Genomic DNA, 16,983 nt, shown 5'->3' on the forward strand with positions numbered 1-16,983 from the left:
TTTATCCCATTATTACTAAGACTTCATTTTCGTCTTTCATCTCGTTAATGGGGATAAAATTCCCAGGAATCTCCTTTTCATTTATTATTATGTACTTAACTCCCTTCTGGACTCCATTAGGATTTTCAACTTTTATTTTTAACTTTTTACCTCTAAAAATTCTTTCTATATAAAATTCCTTCCAATCCGAGGGTACACATGGATCAATTTTTAATCCATCATAATCGGGCTGAATACCAAGAATTCCTTCTATAGCAGATGTTTGTATTGAAGCTGCTGTTCCAGTAAGCCAGTGAACATGAGCTCTTCCATGAAAAGGACTGTCTTTTCCTTCGGTGAATTGACAATGTACATAGGGTTCTGCTTGTCTTATTTCTGCCTTATCATTCATATTTACAGGATTATTTTCCTGATAATATTTAAAAGCTCTATTTCCATTTCCTAGCATAGTTTCTGCCCTTATTAACCATCCTTGAGTATGAGAAAATATTCCTGCGTTTTCTTTCATGCCAGGAAGGAAAAGAATCATTCTTGCTACAGGAAATCCATAGTTTTTAACAGGAGGATACATAATCATAGCTCCATAATCAGTATTTAGAATTTTTTCAACATTGTCCATTATTATTTTTCCTTGATTTTCATCTGCAACTCCACTTAATACTGCCCAAGTTTGGGCATTTAACCAAAAACTCGCTTCTTCACAGTTTTTTGATCCAATAACTTCATCTCCTCTAAAGGCTCTAACAAATCTGTCTCCTTCCCAAGCATATTTTTGTAAATTTTCATATAGTTTTTTGCTTTCTCTTTCTGCCCATTCTTTGTCCTCTATTCTTTGTTTCTTTTCTGCAAATTCAGCAAAAATTTTTAATGCAAGGTATAGTTGAAAAGAAGCAAAGACACTTTCTCCTTCTTTTCCAAGCCTTAGGCAATCATTCCAGTCCGCATCTAATCCTAAAACAAGTCCATGTTTTCCTAATCTTTCTAAACTAAAGATTAAAGCTCTTCTTAAATGTTCATATACTGTGTCCTCTCCTTTATCAGAATAAGGTATCACTTCATCTAGAAATCCAATATTTCCACTTTCCTTAATATATTGTCTTACTGTAATAAACAACCAGAGATGATCATCACATCTATATTCTGTATATCCTGTTCTTTTAACGTATTCAGGATTTTCAAGGGACAAATTGGATTTGGGAGTATGGTCAAAGAAAACTAAGGGTAAGCCTGCACCGTTAGAGACTTGACCTGATAGCATTAATCTGAGTCTTTCCCCTGCAGATTCGTGATCTAAATGCATAATTCCTTGTATATCTTGAACAGTATCTCTATATCCATATCCATCTCTAAGACCTACATATATCAAGGATGCGGCTCTTGACCAGAAAAAGGTAATAAAACATTGATAGGCATTCCAAATATTAACCATAGTATCAAAAGTTTCCGATGGTGTTTTAACTTTAAATTTTTCTATCTTAGAATGCCAATAATTTATAAGGTCTCTTACTTCTTTTTCTACCCTTCCTTTTTCTTCGTATTTTGCCATTATTTTTCTCGCTTTTGCCTCATTTCCTTCTCCCACCACATAAACTATTTCTTTTTCTTCCCCATTATCAAGTTCTAGAAATACCTGCATTGCTCCGCAACTATTTCCTCCATAATTTAAAGAGTTACTGCACATACCCTTAACAACTGCTATAGGATCCCCATAAGTTCTATAGTTTCCAATAAAGGTATCTCGACATCCATCAAAGGAGATAACTTTTGCTCCTATTACTCCTGAAAACCTATTAAATCTTCTTCCTCCCATACCTTCTTCTAATTCTATTTTTTTTCCAATTTCTGTGTAATTCTCGTTTATAGTTTGTATTATGAGATTATCCCTATAATAGGTTCGGGAAATAAAAAGAGTATATTGAAGATTAACAAGATCTTGATTTTCATTAGGCTCGTTAGTAAATTCAACAAAATTAAAAATAGAAATTCTTCTTTTTCTATTGGAGTTATTTTTTATTCTTAATGCCCAGACCTCATAAAGTTCGTTAAGAGGAACATAGTAGGTTACTTCTGTCTCTATTCCAGAATATTTTGAGGAAATAATAGTATAAAAGGTTCCATGTCTACATAGGGATTGATATTCTGATAAGTCCTTTTTAACAGGAAGCCATGTTGCAGACCAGTAATCTCCACTATCCATGTCTCTCAAGTAAATATATCTTCCAGAACTTGTTCCAAGAATCACATTAAATCGAGAACGAATGATTCTTCCACTAGCTCCCGATTTTACAAAGCTATACCCTCCTCCATTATTTGTTATAATAGCACCATATTCCAAAGAGCCAAGATAATTTGCCCATTCTCGAGGAGTATCAGGTCGAGTAATTACGTATTCTTTTCTTTCATTATCAAAATATCCAAATCTCATTCCATTACCTCCTCTAAGTTAAATTTCATAAGGAAACTTTTAATTTTTTAGTAAGAGTATAATATTATCTTGCTCATGTCAAGCTATGAAAGCTTAACAGGAAACAATTTCCAGGGGAAGAATTGATTTTTTTAAACGTTTTCTTTTTAGTTCTTGACAAGATAGGATGTAAAATTTTAGAATTAATTTGAATTTCTTTCTTTATGAAATAAAATTTAAAAAAGGAGAAAGAAATTATGGTATTTATAAGAACAGGAGAGACAGGAAAGGTTGCTCAGCAAAGAGAAATTAATAGAACAATTATATTAAATGGATTTTTAAGATATAAAAATATCTCAAGAACTGATTTAGCTAAGAAATTCAATCTTAGTAAAAGTACTGTTACCCGTCTTGTAAACCATCTTATCTCTGAAAACATGATAAGAGAAGTAGGAAGCCTATCCAGAGGATTGGGAAGAAAGGCAATTGTATTAAGTTTAAATCCTGATTACAAAAAGGCTGTTGCTATTAAGATTGGAGTTACGATGTCTACTATAGCAAGAATAAATTTTGCTATGAAAATTGAAGATTATTTAAGCTTTTCTACCCCCGAAGATCCTTATGAATTTATAAATAATGTTATTGAAGGAATAAACAGATTATTTCCTGAAAAAAAGGATAAAATTCATGCTATAGGAATTGGGGTTCCTGGAATTGTAGACAATAGTTTCCAAAATATAATTGTTGCACCAAATTTAAGATGGAAAGATGTCCCTTTAGCTTCTCTATTAAGTGAAAAAATTAAAGAGTTTCTAGAAATTGATGTGCCAGTAAAGATGGATAATGAGGCAAATTTAGCGGTAATTGCTGAAGGAATGTTAGGGACAAAAATAGGATATAATGATTTGAATATAGTTTATGTTTTTATAGGTGAGGGAATTGGAACAGGATTAATTATTGATGGAAAATTACATAGAGGAAGTAAAAACACAGCTGGAGAATTTGGCCATATGGTAGTATCCAAGGATGGAATTCCCTGTAAATGTGGAAATGAAGGATGTTGGGAAAGGTATGCATCATTATCTAGCTCGGTGAGTAAAAATTTGGGAATTGATCTTAGGAAAGAAAAAATCGGTGATAAGGATGAAAATCTTTTAAAGGATTTTGCTTACGAAATTTCTGTAGGGATAATAAATATCGTGAATGGTCTTAATCCTGATGTAATTATTATTGGTGGTCCCTTAGTAACATCGAAATTTGTCTCCTTTTGGGAAGAAGTAAGAGATGAAGTTGTGAAAAATGTAAGAAAATACAGTATTACTCCTTCTGCGGGAGAAGTGAAAATCGAGCTTACATCCTTCTTAGATTGTCCTGCAGAGTTAATAGGAGCTGGTATTTGGGCCTTTTGGGATATTTTTGAGGGCCCTGTTCTTTCTACTATTTGAACTTCAATTATCTCTAGAATTTGTAGGAAAAATACAAGGTTAAGACAGAATATTAAAAGATATTTCATAATCGCCTAAAATATGCATCAGTTATATATCTTTTCATCATTCTATGGGTATTAAAATAAGACGCAATACTTCCGATGGAATTTTTCATCATGCGAATCCATTGATCTATCTGATTATAATACATAGGAATTATTATATACTCAAGTTTATTATATAAATCATCAATTTCCTCTTGTAAATGATTTTCTATGCCCTTTTCATCTTTTGGGGAAGGACCAATAGACCATCCTGTTACTCCTTCTAAACATCCCTCAATCCACCATCCATCAAGGACACTGAAATTAATTACTCCGTTATGTGCTGCTTTCATTCCACTAGTTCCTGACGCTTCTAGGGGTCTTTGTGGTGTATTTAACCAGACGTCAACCCCAGCAATAATTTTTTTCGCCATTGTCATATTATAGTCTTGAAGATAAACAATATTAATATCATCTTTTAATTCTCTAATATAGTTAAAAATTTCTTTTATTAATCTTTTTCCTTCTTCGTCCCTTGGATGAGCCTTTCCTGCGTAAACAATCTGAATAGGTCCTTTTCTTTTTACCCTTCTTAGACGATTGATATCAGAAAAGAGGAGATGAGGCCTTTTATATGCAGTGGCTCTTCTTGCAAATCCAAGAGTAAGAATATTTTCTTGAAATTTAATATTTGTTTGGGAATATATTAAATCTATTAATTCTCTTTTTGCTTGTTGATGAGCTTCCCATATTTTCTCATTAGGAATGATACCTACTCTTGCTAAAAGTTCTGGCTCATTTGCCCATCCAGGTATATATTCATCATATAATTTTCTAAAACTTCCTGAGGTCCAGGTGAAGGAATGAACACCGTTTGTAACTGCAGATATTTTTCTTCCTGGAAACATAGCAGAGGAAATTTCTTGATGCCTTTTAGCGACACCGTTTACATATCCCGAAAGATTTAAAGCTAAGAGGGTCATATTTAATTCCCTTTCTCCCCCAAATTTTATTAAAAGATCATAGGAAATAAAATCTCCAAGAATCTTTTTTACTAAATCATAAGAGAATTTATCATGTCCCGCTTCTACTGGAGTGTGAGTTGTAAAAACGCATTTTTCCCTTACTGTTTCTATTCTTTCCTCTATAGGTCTTCCATCGGTTTTCTTTAATATTTCTAAGGTAAGTAATGCTGAATGTCCCTCATTTATATGATATTTCCTTATATTAAGTTTCAAAGCTTCTAATACTCTTACCCCTCCAATTCCAAGAACAATTTCTTGTTTTAAACGATAACTGGCGTCACCGCCATAAAGATAATCAGTGATAATTCTGTCTTCATCTGTATTCTGGGGAAGATTTGTATCTAAAAAAATAACAGGGACAGTGGACCCTGTATAAGAAGTCCAATAATAAACCCATGGCTTAATAAATACTCTTCTTCCTTCAATATCTACAGAAACCTCTATAGGTAAAGGAGTTAAAATATTTTCAGGTTGCCATTCATGAGGTAATTCTTTCTGAGTACCATCTTCACTAATTACTTGTTTAAAATAACCTTTTCTGCTTATAAGGGTTACTGCAACAAAGGGAATATTGAGATCTGCAGAGGTTCTTACTATATCTCCTGCTAAGACTCCTAATCCTCCACTATAGGTAGGAATATCTGGTATCAAGGCAATTTCCATAGAGAAATATGCTATAACTTGTTCCTTTCTTAATATCTCAAAAATATCCATATCCTGCCTCCTCTAGTAAATAATTCTAAAAATCACAGAATAATAATAACTCAATTCGATTTAAATGTAAATTTAATAAAAATGAAATTTAATTTTAAATTATTTCAAAAAACTATTGCAAAAATTTAAGGTTTTATTTATAATTTTATCAAAAGCCAATCAAAGTTCTTAATAGGAGGAAAAATATGGAAGAGGTAAGAAGGATCTTAAAAATGTTGGAGGAAGGAAAAATAACTGCAGAGGAAGCAGAAAAGCTAATCTCTGCGATTGAAGAAAAAGGTAGAAAGGAGAGGGGAATATTAAACTTTGGAAAAATTATAGGTGATACAGTTTCGTCTGCTCTGTCTGTTATTCCTGAGATTTTAGGAAGTGTCCTCTTCTTTTCTGAGAAAGAAATTTTGGACGAGAAAAAGACTCTTCCCTTTAATAAAGAAGAACCTTTAGAAATAAATATATCTGGAGGAGACTTAAGCGTTAAAATTGGAGAAACAGATGAGGTAATATTGAAGGGAAAGGGAAGATATAATTTTAGTGAAAATAAGCTTGTTTTATCTGCTGGAGACTTTTTTTTGAGTTTACCAAAGCTTAAGGAGTTAAAATTAATAATAAATGCTGGGGATTTTAATGGTGAGATATATGCGGATAAAATTAATATCATCTTAAATGCAGGAGATGCAGATATATTTTTAAAATCTTTTGAGGTAAATTGCATTGTAAATATGGGAGATATGGATATAAAATTTATGGAAAATCCTAAAAGGGCATTATTAAACTGTAGTATGGGAGATTTATCTGTAGTCCTTCCAGATAATTTTGATGGAGTTTTAACCTCTAAGGTTTCTCTTGGTGATTTTTCTATTTTGAAAGAGGGCTATAGATACAAAGATAAAAAATATATCTTTGGAACAGGAGAAAAGGGAGAGATTGAGATTTATTGTAAAATGGGAGATGTCAAAGTAAAGTAATTAAACATCTTTAAAAACAATTTCTCCCTCAACAATAGTCATTCTAACCTGAAAATTGTTATCAAAGATAACAATATCTGCATCCTTTCCCACATCAAGACTTCCTTTTATATTTTCTATTCCTAAAAGCAAAGCGGGAGAATAAGATGCCATAAATACAGCATCTTCTAATTTAATTCCCCCCATTTCCATCATGTTTTTTACCGCAATATTTAAAGTTAAAGTACTTCCTGCAATGGTGCCATCATATAAAGTTGCCTTCCCATTATTAACAGTTACCTTCTGTCCTGCCAGTTGATATTCTCCATCGGAAAGACCTGTTGCCATCATAGAATCAGTTACTAAGATTAATTTTTCTTTTGGTTTTGTCTTTATTAAAAGTTTTAGTATATATGGAGAAAGATGAATTCCATCTGCAATAACTTCTAAGCTTAAACTATTCATTACCAATGCTATTCCTACAACTCCTACCTCTCTATGATGAAGAGGACGCATTCCGTTGAATATGTGGGTAATATGAGATAAGCCCAAAGATATAGCTTTTTCCATGTCTGAGGTTTTAGCATTGGTATGTCCTGCAGATATGATAATTCCTCTTTCTCTAAGATAATTTATAATCTCAAAACTTCCTTCCACCTCGGGAGCAATAGTAACTAATTTTACCTTTTCTCTCAATAATCTTTTTAAGATATTTATATCAGGTGACATAATACAATCTTCTCTTTGAGCTCCCTTATATTTTTTATTTAAAAAGGGTCCCTCTAAATTAATTCCTAAAATCTTTGCTCCTTCAATTTTTCTTTCTTGTTTTTTAATATAATTTTCAATAGCATTTATAGCTTTCTCCATATCTTCTAAGGGAGCAGTGAGAACTGTGGGAAGAAATCCTGTTGTTCCCTTACTTGCAATGAATTTTGCTATGGTGTCAAGGGCAGATTCTTCCCCTTCAATAACATCTCTTCCAAAGGCACCATGAATATGAATGTCGATAAATCCTGGAGAAATGAAAAAATCTTTAAAATTATAAATTTCCTCAAAATCCTTTAAGTTTCTGTCCTCTCCCACATAGATAATTTTACTTCCTTCTATTCCAATAGCTCCTTCCTCAATTATTCTATTAGGAGTAATGATTTTTCCAATAATTAAAGTTTTCTCCATTATTTTTCCTCAAAATATTAAATTTTTCTCAATAATAATTTTACTCTTTCTCTTTGAAATTTACTATCAAAATAATAGAGGGAAAGAATTGTAGGGTTTTTTCTTAAGTTAAATTTTCTAATAAAGCCTTCAAGATCAATAATAGAAGGAAGGTTAATTTTCCATTTTCTATTGAATCTTATATAATTTCTTACAAAAATATCTATTAAATTTCTATCTTTTTCTTCCAAATTTACGTAGAATTCTATAAACTCATCTCTTCTAATTTTTGAAAGACCTTTTAAAAAATTCAAGACAAGTTCTCTTCTTGCTGAATATAATGGATATTGGAGATTTACCATATTATTAAAAAATTTTATTAGTTCATAATCCTTCTTAAATAAATTTATGAAATTTTGGGGATCTTCTAAGAGAGTTTTATAAAATAGCTTTAATCTATTTTTTCTAGATATATAAAAATTTTTTCCCCTTAAAATTCCCATATATGTGGATATAAAAAGCAATATCCTTTCTTCTTGTGGAATTTTTAAGAATTGTTCTAAGTTATTTTTGAACTCCTCTTCTATTTTTATTTTTATGTATTCTGTTATAAAAGGTATGGGAGTTTCTAATATATTTATGGGAATCTTCAATTTTTCCATAAATTTTCTTATAGTTTTATCTTTTATTTTCTTTGTTTTTCCTCTTAGAAGTAAAGATAAATTACAAGAAGTTATACCCAAAATTTTAGATAATTCACTAAGTTTTTCTGCTTTTTTAAGATTTAACAAATATTCTCTTAATTCCTTTGTATTTTCATAGGCTTTACTTTTGATATTAATATTATACTTTTTTGCAAAATCTATAGTGTTTTTGTAGTATTCCCTTGTCCCCCAACCTGAACCTTTTGGTAGACTTTTTTCAAAATAATTTATTATATTTATTGTCTCAAAGATAGATAGATCATTATTAATTTTTTGGACTTCAAGAGAGGTATCCAATAAAAAAAATATATTACTAATATCTTCCCTATACCAACCTGCAAAATATAATGCTTTATTTGATAATTTTAAAGAGAATTTGGGATGCTTCTCTTTGAGATACCATGCAGAGTTATTTAAGCTTAATATGATTCCTGTGGGATGGGGAATGTTTTTTGAAATCTTAAAGCATTCAAAATATAAAGAAATTCCATACCTTAGATTTCTTTTAACTTCCATTCTTGCCTTTGCTAATAATAAGAAAAGATAAGATGATCTATCAAGCTTATATTGTTTACTCCAAAATCTTATCTTTTGAAGATTTAAATCTTCATATTTATGAACAAAGTAGTCAAAAAGGGTAGGGGCGGTTATTTTTCTTGCAAGACTTGGAATTTTAGCATAATTTTTTCTCAAATCCTGAAATAATCGATCTCCCTCAGGATTATTTAGATTCTTTAAATATAAAATCTTTTCTGAATATAATAAATAAAAGAGAGTTAGATTTTTCTTACAGTATTTTAAACCTTCTTCTATTTCTTTAAGAGCATTTTTGTAATTTCTTTCCCACTCTAATTTTTGAGCCTTAAAATAATGTTTCCATGCTCTATGGATCTTTTTCTCAAGGATAAAATTAAGAAAAGGTTTTGAAAACACTCCATATTTAAAAAGTATATATGCAATATTGGGAACTTTTCTGTTCATAATAATTTTAATTATATCAGAAAAAATTGTATAAAAAGAAATTTATAAGAATTGAAAAATAAAGAGAAAAAAGAAATTTTTAAATAAGATTTGATAAGAGATTTTAAAAGGAAAAATTTTGAAAGTCAAATGATTCTTGATAAAGTAAAATCCAGAAAATTATTTGTTTAGGAGGTTAAAAATGAAAAAAAGAATTTTATCTATAGTTTTAATAATTATCTTATTTCTTTTTAGTATTGCAATAGCAGATCCCAATGAGGCTGATGGGAATCAAACTACAAGTCTTCTGCCAGTGGTTAAAATAGAAAGGGAGGTTTCTGTAAAAGATTAAAAAATTATTCTTAAATGGGGAAGGTTATTCTTCCCCATATTTTTTGAAAATAAATGAGAAAAATTATAATTATTTTTTTAAACATACTAATAATATCCTTTCTTTTTGGAGAGACAAATAAAGATTATATCCATATAGCAGGAGATTATAAATTTCCACCCTTTGAATACTTAGATGAGGATGGAAATGCGAGGGGTTTTTCTGTAGATATTATTAATGAACTTAGTAAAGAGCTTAAAAAAAATGTAGTTATTGAACTTATACCATGGGAACAAGCAATTTCTAAACTAAGGAAAAAAGAGGTAGATGGAGTAGCATTGATGAGAATTACTGAGGAAAGAAAAAAGGAATTTGATTTTGTTCCCTATTTTGAAAATTTTAGCGTCATAGTTGTTTTAAAAGACTCTCCTATACAAAACTTTATGGATTTAAGGGGTAAAAAAATCTCTTGTTTAAATTTGGATGTTGCTCATAGTTTTCTTTTAAAAGTGGGAGAGGTATTTCCTAAAACTTCTTCTGAAGAAGTATTAAGATCAGTTTTAAACAAAGAAGTATCTGCAGGAGTTGTTAATTACTATGTGGCAAGATGGATAATAAATAAAAATGATTGGCATGATAAATTAAAAATTCTTTCCGATAAACTTTTTACAAATTATGCAGGTATAGCTCTTCCCAAAGATAGTCCTTATTTAGATGAAATTCAAAGGGGAATTTCTAAGATTATTAAAAGTCCTGTTTACAATAATCTTATTTTAAAATGGTTTGGAGAAGAAGTTATCTTAAAGGAAGAAGTAAGAAGAAAAGAAATTTTTAGCCAAATTCTAATTTATATTTCTCTTTTCATTCTGCTACTTCTTTTAGGAGTTTTTATTAGTAGAAGATATTTAAAAAAAGAAATATATAGACAAATCCTTTACATTAGAAGTCTTTATAATTTTCTAAAGGATACCTTTTCTAAGGAAATAGAAGAAATAGAAGAAATATATTTTGAAAAAATAAAAGAGATATTTCCTAAGTGTAAAATAAAATATTTTAAAAAAACTAACGGAGATTATTTATTATTAAAATCTTATCCCGAAGAGAAAAGTTATTCCCTTAATTTGGAGAGCTTAACAGAAATTCCAGGGGAAAAGTATTTTTTCAAGGACACCAAAAAGGTTTTTTCCTGTGTTGTAATTGAGGGAGAGACGGAAAAATATAAAGAAGTTTTTCAAATCTTATCTAAGGAGTTTGAAACTCTTCTTTTAAATCTTGAGTCAGAAAGAAAATTAAAGCAATCTGAAGAATTTTCTAAACTTTTAGATTCTTTTTCTTCTATATATAGGGATAAATCTTTAAACTTAGAAGATTTTCTTAATAGAATTATAAAATGTTTACAAGGGGATGCAGGATCAATCATGATTTATTTCGAAGAGGAAAAGGTTCTTAAGATAAAGGCGAGTGTGGGTCTTCCTGAGGAAGTTGTGGAAAAAACGGTATTAAAACTGGGAGAGGGAATTGCAGGGTGGGTTGCTGAGAATAAAGTACCTTTAATTTTAGAAGATGTTTACAAAGATAAGAGATTTAAAATTATTGAACCTAGAATAAATATTAAATCTTCCATTTCTTATCCCTTAATCCATGAAGGAGAATTAATAGGAGTTTTAAATATAAATAGTTTTAAAGAATATAGAAAATTTACCGAAGAAAACCTCTTAATAATTGAAAAGATAGCCCCTCTCTTAGCATTAGCTTTATATAAAGAAGAATTAAGAAATAAGATAAAAATATTAGATCGAGAAGCATTATTTATATTAGTAGAAGCTATAGATGCAAGGGATCCATATACAGGAGGTCATTCTCGAGGTGTGAGAGATTTTTCTATGGAGTTAGGGAGGAAAATAGGATTGGATGAGGAAGATTTAAAAAAATTAGAATATGCAAGTTATCTTCATGATGTAGGAAAGATAAAAGTACCTGATTTCATATTAAGAAAACCAGGAAGGTTAACTGAAGAAGAATATAATGTGATAAAACTTCATACCATATGGGGAGAGGATATTGTTAAGAATTTTTCAGTTTTTAAAGGAATTAGTTCCATTATAAGATATCATCATGAAAGATGGGATGGAAAAGGATATCCCGATGGTTTAATAGAGGAAGAAATTCCTCTTTTCTCAAGAATTATTGCACTATCTGATAGTTTTCAAGCAATGACCTCTTTCAGACCTTACAGAAAAAAACTTACTTTAGAAGAGGCAATAGAAGAAATAAAGATAAATAGGGGTAAGCAGTTTGACCCCTATTTATCTGATATATTTATAGAGACAATATTAGAGAAAATGAAAAAGAGTTTAATCCTCTAATCCATTTTGTTCAATTACTTTTTTATAAAAATAGGCAGAATCCTTTAAGATTCTCTTTTGGGTTTCATAATCAGTATAAACTATTCCAAATCTTTTACTATAGCCATGAGCCCATTCAAAATTATCCATTAAGCTCCAGACAAAATATCCCCTTAAATCTACTCCATCCTTTAATGCATTGTAGGCTTCTTTTATATGTTCCTTTAGGTAATTAATTCTTTTTTCGTCTTTTACTTTACTATCCTCTAATAATACATCATTAAATGCGGCTCCATTTTCTGTTATATAAATAGCTTTGGGATAATCTTTTTTAAGTCTTATTAGGAGTTCATAAAGTCCCTTAGGATATATTTCCCATCCCATTTCTGTTTTTTCTTTTTCTGTGGATACAAATTTAATTCCTAAAAAAGGATTCTCTGGATCTTTCTTAACAATTGATCTTGTGTAATAATTTACCCCAATAAAGTCAAAGGGAAGATTTATGGTTTTAAAATCGTCAAGAGGGAAATCAAAAGCCCATTTATTCTTTTCTAATATTTTCCATATATCTTCAGGATATTTCCCATAAAAGAGAGGATCTAAAAACCATCTATTTACAAATCCATCTTGAATCTGAACTGCTTCCCAATCTTCAGGGATATTTTCTCCGGGATGTATGGGAGAAAGATTTAAAGATATGCCAATTTGTCCTCTAATCCTATTCTCAAAAAAAGATTGAACAGCTAAGCCATGAGCTAAAAGAAGATTATGGCTTGCAATAAAAGCTCCTTTCATGTCTCTTTTTCCTGGAGCATGAACTCCAAAGCCATAACCTAAAAAGGCATGAACCCAAGGTTCATTTAGAGTAATCCAAATAATATCGTATTCTTTGAAGGTTTTAAACATAAAGTTTGCATATTCAGAAAAGTATTTTGAGGTATCTCTATTCAACCACCCTCCTTTATTCTCTAAGGCTTGGGGAAGATCCCAATGATAAAGGGTTATAGCAGGTTTAATATTTTTTGATAATAAGGTTTCTATAAGTTCTCTATAAAAATTAAGACCTTTTAGATTTAAAGATCCCTTTCCTTCAGGAAAAATTCTTGCCCAAGATATGGAAAAACGATAAGCATTTAGACCAATAAATTCCATAATTTCTACATCTTCTTTCCATCTATGATAGTGATCACATGCTATATCTCCATTTTGATTTTGATAAATAGTTCCAGGGGTGTGAGTGAATCTATCCCATACTGTCTCTCCCTTTCCATCTTCATAGACTCCTCCTTCAATTTGATAAGATGCTGTCGCTGTTCCCCATAAAAATCCCTTCGGAAAGATATATTTTGCCAAAAATATCACCTCCAGTTTTTTAAAACTTTCTCTCTCTTAAGGGTAAAATCAGGCAAGACAGAAGATATTAATTTAGGGGATATATCACTAATTCTAGAAAAACTAATGTTGTGTCTCCTTTTATTTCTCTCCTGTTCTATAAATCTTTATCAAATAAAAATTTAGGGAAGTAGGTATAAAGTTTTTTAAGTTTTATTCTATCTAAATCTCCTACTTCCCCGATAAGAAGTTTTACTTAAAAAAACTGGCTCCTCGGGCAGGATTCGAACCTGCAACCCGCCGGTTAACAGCCGGCCGCTCTACCGTTGAGCTACCGAGGAGCGATTTTGATAAAATTATATATAAGAGTCTGGAAAAAATCAATACTATTGAGTTAAAATAAAATTAATGAGAGATAAAAAAATATATCTTGTTCCCATAGGAAAGGTTAGAATTGAAATTTTAGAGTATTTAAAGGAAAACTTATCCTTAATTTTTCCATATTTTTTTGAAGTAAGCGATGAAATCTCAATTCCTGAAAATAGTTTGAATGTAAAAAGAAATCAATATTTTTCTCCGTTATTTTTAGAAAAGCTCTCTAAATTAGAACTAGAGCAAGCCTTTAAAATTCTCGGAATAACAGAAGTAGACTTATATGTTCCAGATTTAAATTATATTTTTGGTCAAGCAAAGATTAGAGGTAGAGAGGCTTTGATTAGTTTAGCTCGTTTAAACAATACTTTTTATGGATTACCTGAGAATATAAAACTTTTGAAGGAAAGAGCAATAAAAGAAGCTGTGCATGAGTTAGGCCATACCTTTGGTCTTGAGCATTGTTCCAATCCTAAATGTGTTATGTTTTTTTCTAACAGCTTAAAAGATACTGATCATAAGAAAGAAAAATTTTGTAATCGTTGTTCCTCTCTTATTTCTCAGTTTTTTACATAGCTTTCTCTAATTTAATCTCGTTAAAGCTCTTAATCTTTAAATTTTTCTCAATGTAATCTAAATCATGAATAGTTTTAAAGTAAATAGAATATTCCTCTTTGGGATAGAGATTAAAATAATTATCCTCCCATTCTGTATTATCTAGTTCTAGAGCAAGCCACAAAACAATATTATTCGATTCGAATTTTATTCTGTAATTTTCTCCTTCTTTTTCAATTTTATAAAGTACTTTTGCTTGGGGTAAATTGATATGTTTAAATTCTTTAAAGAAATATTCGTTTCTATCTATTAAATTTCCATTCTTAGAAAATAGGTTTACTTTCAAAAATTCTTTATTTGGATCAGGGTTTAATTTTGAAAGAGAATAGAGCTTAACACTAGAGTTAGATGGAATCCTTATCTCTAAATCGTAGTTTCTCCTTTTTTCACCTATAAAGGATAAAAGTTGAATGTTTAATTTCCCTTCAAAATCTTCTAGGGTATCATTCACCCCAAAAATTATTAGCTCCTTTTCTTTTTCTTCTATATTTACTTTTATTGGTTTAAAAGCTCTTTTTACAAAATAATATGAGGGTTTTTCCCTTTTATAATAATCTATAATGCTCCATGAAATCACAGGCCAACAGTCATTCCATTGCCATATTAATGTTCCTGCTGTGTCAAATTTATTATTTCTCCAATGTTCTATTCCAGTTTTTAAGGCTAAACCTTGATTTATTTGAGCAAGATATATATACTCTTCCATATCTGAGGTAATCTTAAAATGTTCCGCAAGAAATCTAATTATTCTTTCTGTTCCTTGAGTTTGTTTATTATGAAATTCTATTTCTTCACTTTGAGGATAATATTCCTCAGGAGATGTTATAAATTTCATTATTGTATCTTTATGGGGAGGAGCTTGAAATCCAAATTCACTTATAAATCTCCCATTATCCTTCAGATATTCCTTGTAATCTGACCAACCAGACCATACAGACCAGCTGTGCCTATCTCCCTCTTTTTCACTATTAGGATCTTTTCCTCCAAAGGGACTACTAGGCCAGTAGGGTCTTGTCATATCCAATCTTGCGCATACGTCGGGAAGGATTTTGTGGTATATGCTCTCACCCCAGAATCTTTCTCTTTCTCCCCACCATTTTGCATGATAACCCCAATCATTTTCATTATTTCCACACCATAAAACAATAGATGGATGATTTCTTAGCTTTTTAATTATAATTTCTGCTTCTTCTCTTATTTTTTCTAAGAATTCATCACTTTCAGGATACTCTCCACAAGAAAACATAAAATCTTGCCATATCATAATTCCCATTTCATCACAAAGATCATAAAAGATATCTTTTTCGTAGATTCCTCCTCCCCAAACCCTAATCATATTTACTCCTATATCTTTAGCTTTTTTAAGAAGAATTCTGTAATCCTCATCTTTCACTCTTGGAAGAAAAGAATCACAAGGAATCCAATTAACTCCTTTTGCGAATATAGGGATATTATTTATATAAAAAATAAAGCTATCTTTCTCCTCCCTTTGGGTTATTAGATCTACCTTCCTTATTGCGAACTTTTGCTCCTTTCTATCTAAGATTACTCCGTTTTGATCTACTAACGCTAATTGGAGAGTATATATAGGTTGAGGTCCATAACCATTAGGATACCAGAGTTTAGGGTTAGAAATGGTCAATGGAATCTTTATAAATACCTTTCCTTCTGGAAGAGTTAATCTTAACTTTTTTTCAAGAACTATTTTTTCAATGGAAATTCTTAGTGGGACATCAAGGGTAGAGTTTTCCATTAATTCTATCTCCAATTCCAAGTTTATCTGAGCTCTGTCCTCCATAATTCCTACAGGAATCCATATATCTTTTATCCTTGCTTTTCTCCATCCTCTTAGATATACATCTCTAAAGATCCCTGAAGTTGCAAGTCTTGGACCCCAATCCCATCCAAAAGAATATTGTGCTTTTCTTCCAAAAACTCTATAAGGGTAAAAAGCTCCTTTTAGAGGGGGATAATTTTGGGCCTTCTCTTCTAAAACCCTTGATGGAGAATAAAAATACACTTCTAAGGTATTTTCTCCCTCTTTTAAATAAGGTTTAATTTCAAAATTCCATGGAATAAACATGTTATCTGTTTCTCCGATTTTATGTCCATTTAAATATATTTCAGTAAAGGTGTCTAAGCCTTCGAAAGAAAGTTCAATTGAAGGATAGTCTAAGAATTCTTTATGTATTTCAAATTTTTTTTGATAAATCCAATCCTTTTCTTCTACCCAACTTACTTTATTCTCATTCTTTCCTATAAAAGGGTCAGGAATTAAATTATTTTCCATTAAGTCTAAATGAATACATCCAGGGACCTTTCCTTTATACCATTTATTTTCCTTCGATTCCCTAAAAAGCCAAATCCCAGAAAGACTTATCTTTTCCATTTAGTCCCTCCCTTAGTTATAATAAAATTATTATATCAATTATTTTGATGCCTTCAATTGTTGAGCAAGTTTTTTCTTTCTTCTTTTTTCTCTTGCTTTTCTTCTTTTTCTTTTTTCTCTAACTCTCCATTGTCTTCCCATATTTACCTCCCTAATACAAAGATTATATAAATCGTCAAATATTATACCAAAACATGGTATAATTTAACTAAACAAAAT

At 30.5% G+C, this 16,983-nt stretch carries 11 protein-coding genes and 1 tRNA gene; 5 read left to right on the top strand and 7 right to left on the bottom strand.

Annotation, left to right across the window (positions count from 1 at the left end):
• Window position 1 precedes the first annotated feature (1 nt).
• A complete protein-coding gene (locus tag NZ841_01550) occupies window positions 2-2,425 on the bottom strand; it encodes a N,N'-diacetylchitobiose phosphorylase (GenBank protein MCS7201451.1) in 2,424 nt (807 codons plus the stop codon).
• Window positions 2,426-2,661: 236 nt separating this feature from the next.
• Between NZ841_01550 and NZ841_01555 the strand changes: the two genes are divergently transcribed.
• Window positions 2,662-3,849 (top strand): ROK family protein, encoded by a 1,188-nt coding sequence (locus tag NZ841_01555; protein MCS7201452.1) that lies wholly within the window; start codon window positions 2,662-2,664, stop codon window positions 3,847-3,849.
• A gap of 64 nt (window positions 3,850-3,913) precedes the next feature.
• On the opposite strand, the gene glgP is transcribed toward NZ841_01555, so the two are convergent.
• Window positions 3,914-5,614, bottom strand: a complete 1,701-nt coding sequence (gene glgP, locus NZ841_01560) for an alpha-glucan family phosphorylase (GenBank protein ID MCS7201453.1) — start codon at window positions 5,612-5,614, stop codon at window positions 3,914-3,916.
• Window positions 5,615-5,799: 185 nt separating this feature from the next.
• Here glgP and NZ841_01565 point away from each other — a divergent pair, with 185 nt between their 5' ends.
• A complete protein-coding gene (locus NZ841_01565; protein ID MCS7201454.1) occupies window positions 5,800-6,579 on the top strand; it encodes a DUF4097 family beta strand repeat-containing protein in 780 nt (259 codons plus the stop codon).
• Here NZ841_01565 and nagA read toward each other — a convergent pair whose 3' ends face one another.
• Both nagA and NZ841_01575 read right to left on the bottom strand, forming a co-directional pair.
• The gene (gene nagA / locus NZ841_01570) at window positions 6,580-7,737 is read right to left on the bottom strand and encodes an N-acetylglucosamine-6-phosphate deacetylase (GenBank protein ID MCS7201455.1); all 1,158 of its coding nucleotides are present in this window, start codon (window positions 7,735-7,737) and stop codon (window positions 6,580-6,582) included.
• Between the two features lie 17 nt (window positions 7,738-7,754).
• Complete coding sequence (locus NZ841_01575; GenBank protein ID MCS7201456.1) at window positions 7,755-9,401, bottom strand: hypothetical protein; 1,647 nt, start codon at window positions 9,399-9,401, stop codon at window positions 7,755-7,757.
• Window positions 9,402-9,582: 181 nt separating this feature from the next.
• On the opposite strand from NZ841_01575, the gene NZ841_01580 reads away from it, so the two are divergent.
• Together NZ841_01580 and NZ841_01585 are read left to right on the top strand one after the other, a co-directional pair.
• Window positions 9,583-9,732, top strand: a complete 150-nt coding sequence (locus NZ841_01580) for a hypothetical protein (GenBank protein MCS7201457.1) — start codon at window positions 9,583-9,585, stop codon at window positions 9,730-9,732.
• A gap of 53 nt (window positions 9,733-9,785) precedes the next feature.
• On the top strand, window positions 9,786-12,077 hold the full coding sequence (locus NZ841_01585) for a transporter substrate-binding domain-containing protein (protein MCS7201458.1): 2,292 nt from the start codon (window positions 9,786-9,788) through the stop codon (window positions 12,075-12,077).
• Here the strand turns inward: NZ841_01585 and NZ841_01590 are convergent.
• Both NZ841_01590 and NZ841_01595 read right to left on the bottom strand, forming a co-directional pair.
• Entirely contained in the window at window positions 12,066-13,409 is a 1,344-nt protein-coding gene (locus NZ841_01590) for a GH1 family beta-glucosidase (protein MCS7201459.1), read from the bottom strand. The genes NZ841_01585 and NZ841_01590 overlap by 12 nt on opposite strands.
• Window positions 13,410-13,654: 245 nt before the next feature.
• Window positions 13,655-13,729, bottom strand: a tRNA-Asn gene (locus NZ841_01595).
• A 67-nt stretch (window positions 13,730-13,796) separates the two neighbouring features.
• On the opposite strand from NZ841_01595, the gene NZ841_01600 reads away from it, so the two are divergent.
• Window positions 13,797-14,336 (top strand): archaemetzincin family Zn-dependent metalloprotease, encoded by a 540-nt coding sequence (locus NZ841_01600; GenBank protein ID MCS7201460.1) that lies wholly within the window; start codon window positions 13,797-13,799, stop codon window positions 14,334-14,336.
• Here the strand turns inward: NZ841_01600 and NZ841_01605 are convergent.
• The gene (locus NZ841_01605; GenBank protein ID MCS7201461.1) at window positions 14,329-16,764 is read right to left on the bottom strand and encodes a glycoside hydrolase family 2 protein; all 2,436 of its coding nucleotides are present in this window, start codon (window positions 16,762-16,764) and stop codon (window positions 14,329-14,331) included. The genes NZ841_01600 and NZ841_01605 overlap by 8 nt on opposite strands.
• Window positions 16,765-16,983: the final 219 nt, after the last annotated feature.

The organism is Dictyoglomus sp. (assembly GCA_025060475.1).
Classification (GTDB): Bacteria; Dictyoglomota; Dictyoglomia; order Dictyoglomales; family Dictyoglomaceae; genus NZ13-RE01.

Bases quoted from the DNA above. Each gene is read 5' to 3' on its own strand.
- NZ841_01550 (MCS7201451.1), bottom strand. From the start codon at position 2,425: ATGAGATTTGGATATTTTGATAATGAAAGAAAAGAATACGTAATTACT.
- NZ841_01555 (MCS7201452.1), top strand. From the start codon at position 2,662: ATGGTATTTATAAGAACAGGAGAGACAGGAAAGGTTGCTCAGCAAAGA.
- glgP (MCS7201453.1), bottom strand. From the start codon at position 5,614: ATGGATATTTTTGAGATATTAAGAAAGGAACAAGTTATAGCATATTTC.
- NZ841_01565 (MCS7201454.1), top strand. From the start codon at position 5,800: ATGGAAGAGGTAAGAAGGATCTTAAAAATGTTGGAGGAAGGAAAAATA.
- nagA (MCS7201455.1), bottom strand. From the start codon at position 7,737: ATGGAGAAAACTTTAATTATTGGAAAAATCATTACTCCTAATAGAATA.
- NZ841_01575 (MCS7201456.1), bottom strand. From the start codon at position 9,401: ATGAACAGAAAAGTTCCCAATATTGCATATATACTTTTTAAATATGGA.
- NZ841_01580 (MCS7201457.1), top strand. From the start codon at position 9,583: ATGAAAAAAAGAATTTTATCTATAGTTTTAATAATTATCTTATTTCTT.
- NZ841_01585 (MCS7201458.1), top strand. From the start codon at position 9,786: ATGAGAAAAATTATAATTATTTTTTTAAACATACTAATAATATCCTTT.
- NZ841_01600 (MCS7201460.1), top strand. From the start codon at position 13,797: ATGAGAGATAAAAAAATATATCTTGTTCCCATAGGAAAGGTTAGAATT.
- NZ841_01605 (MCS7201461.1), bottom strand. From the start codon at position 16,764: ATGGAAAAGATAAGTCTTTCTGGGATTTGGCTTTTTAGGGAATCGAAG.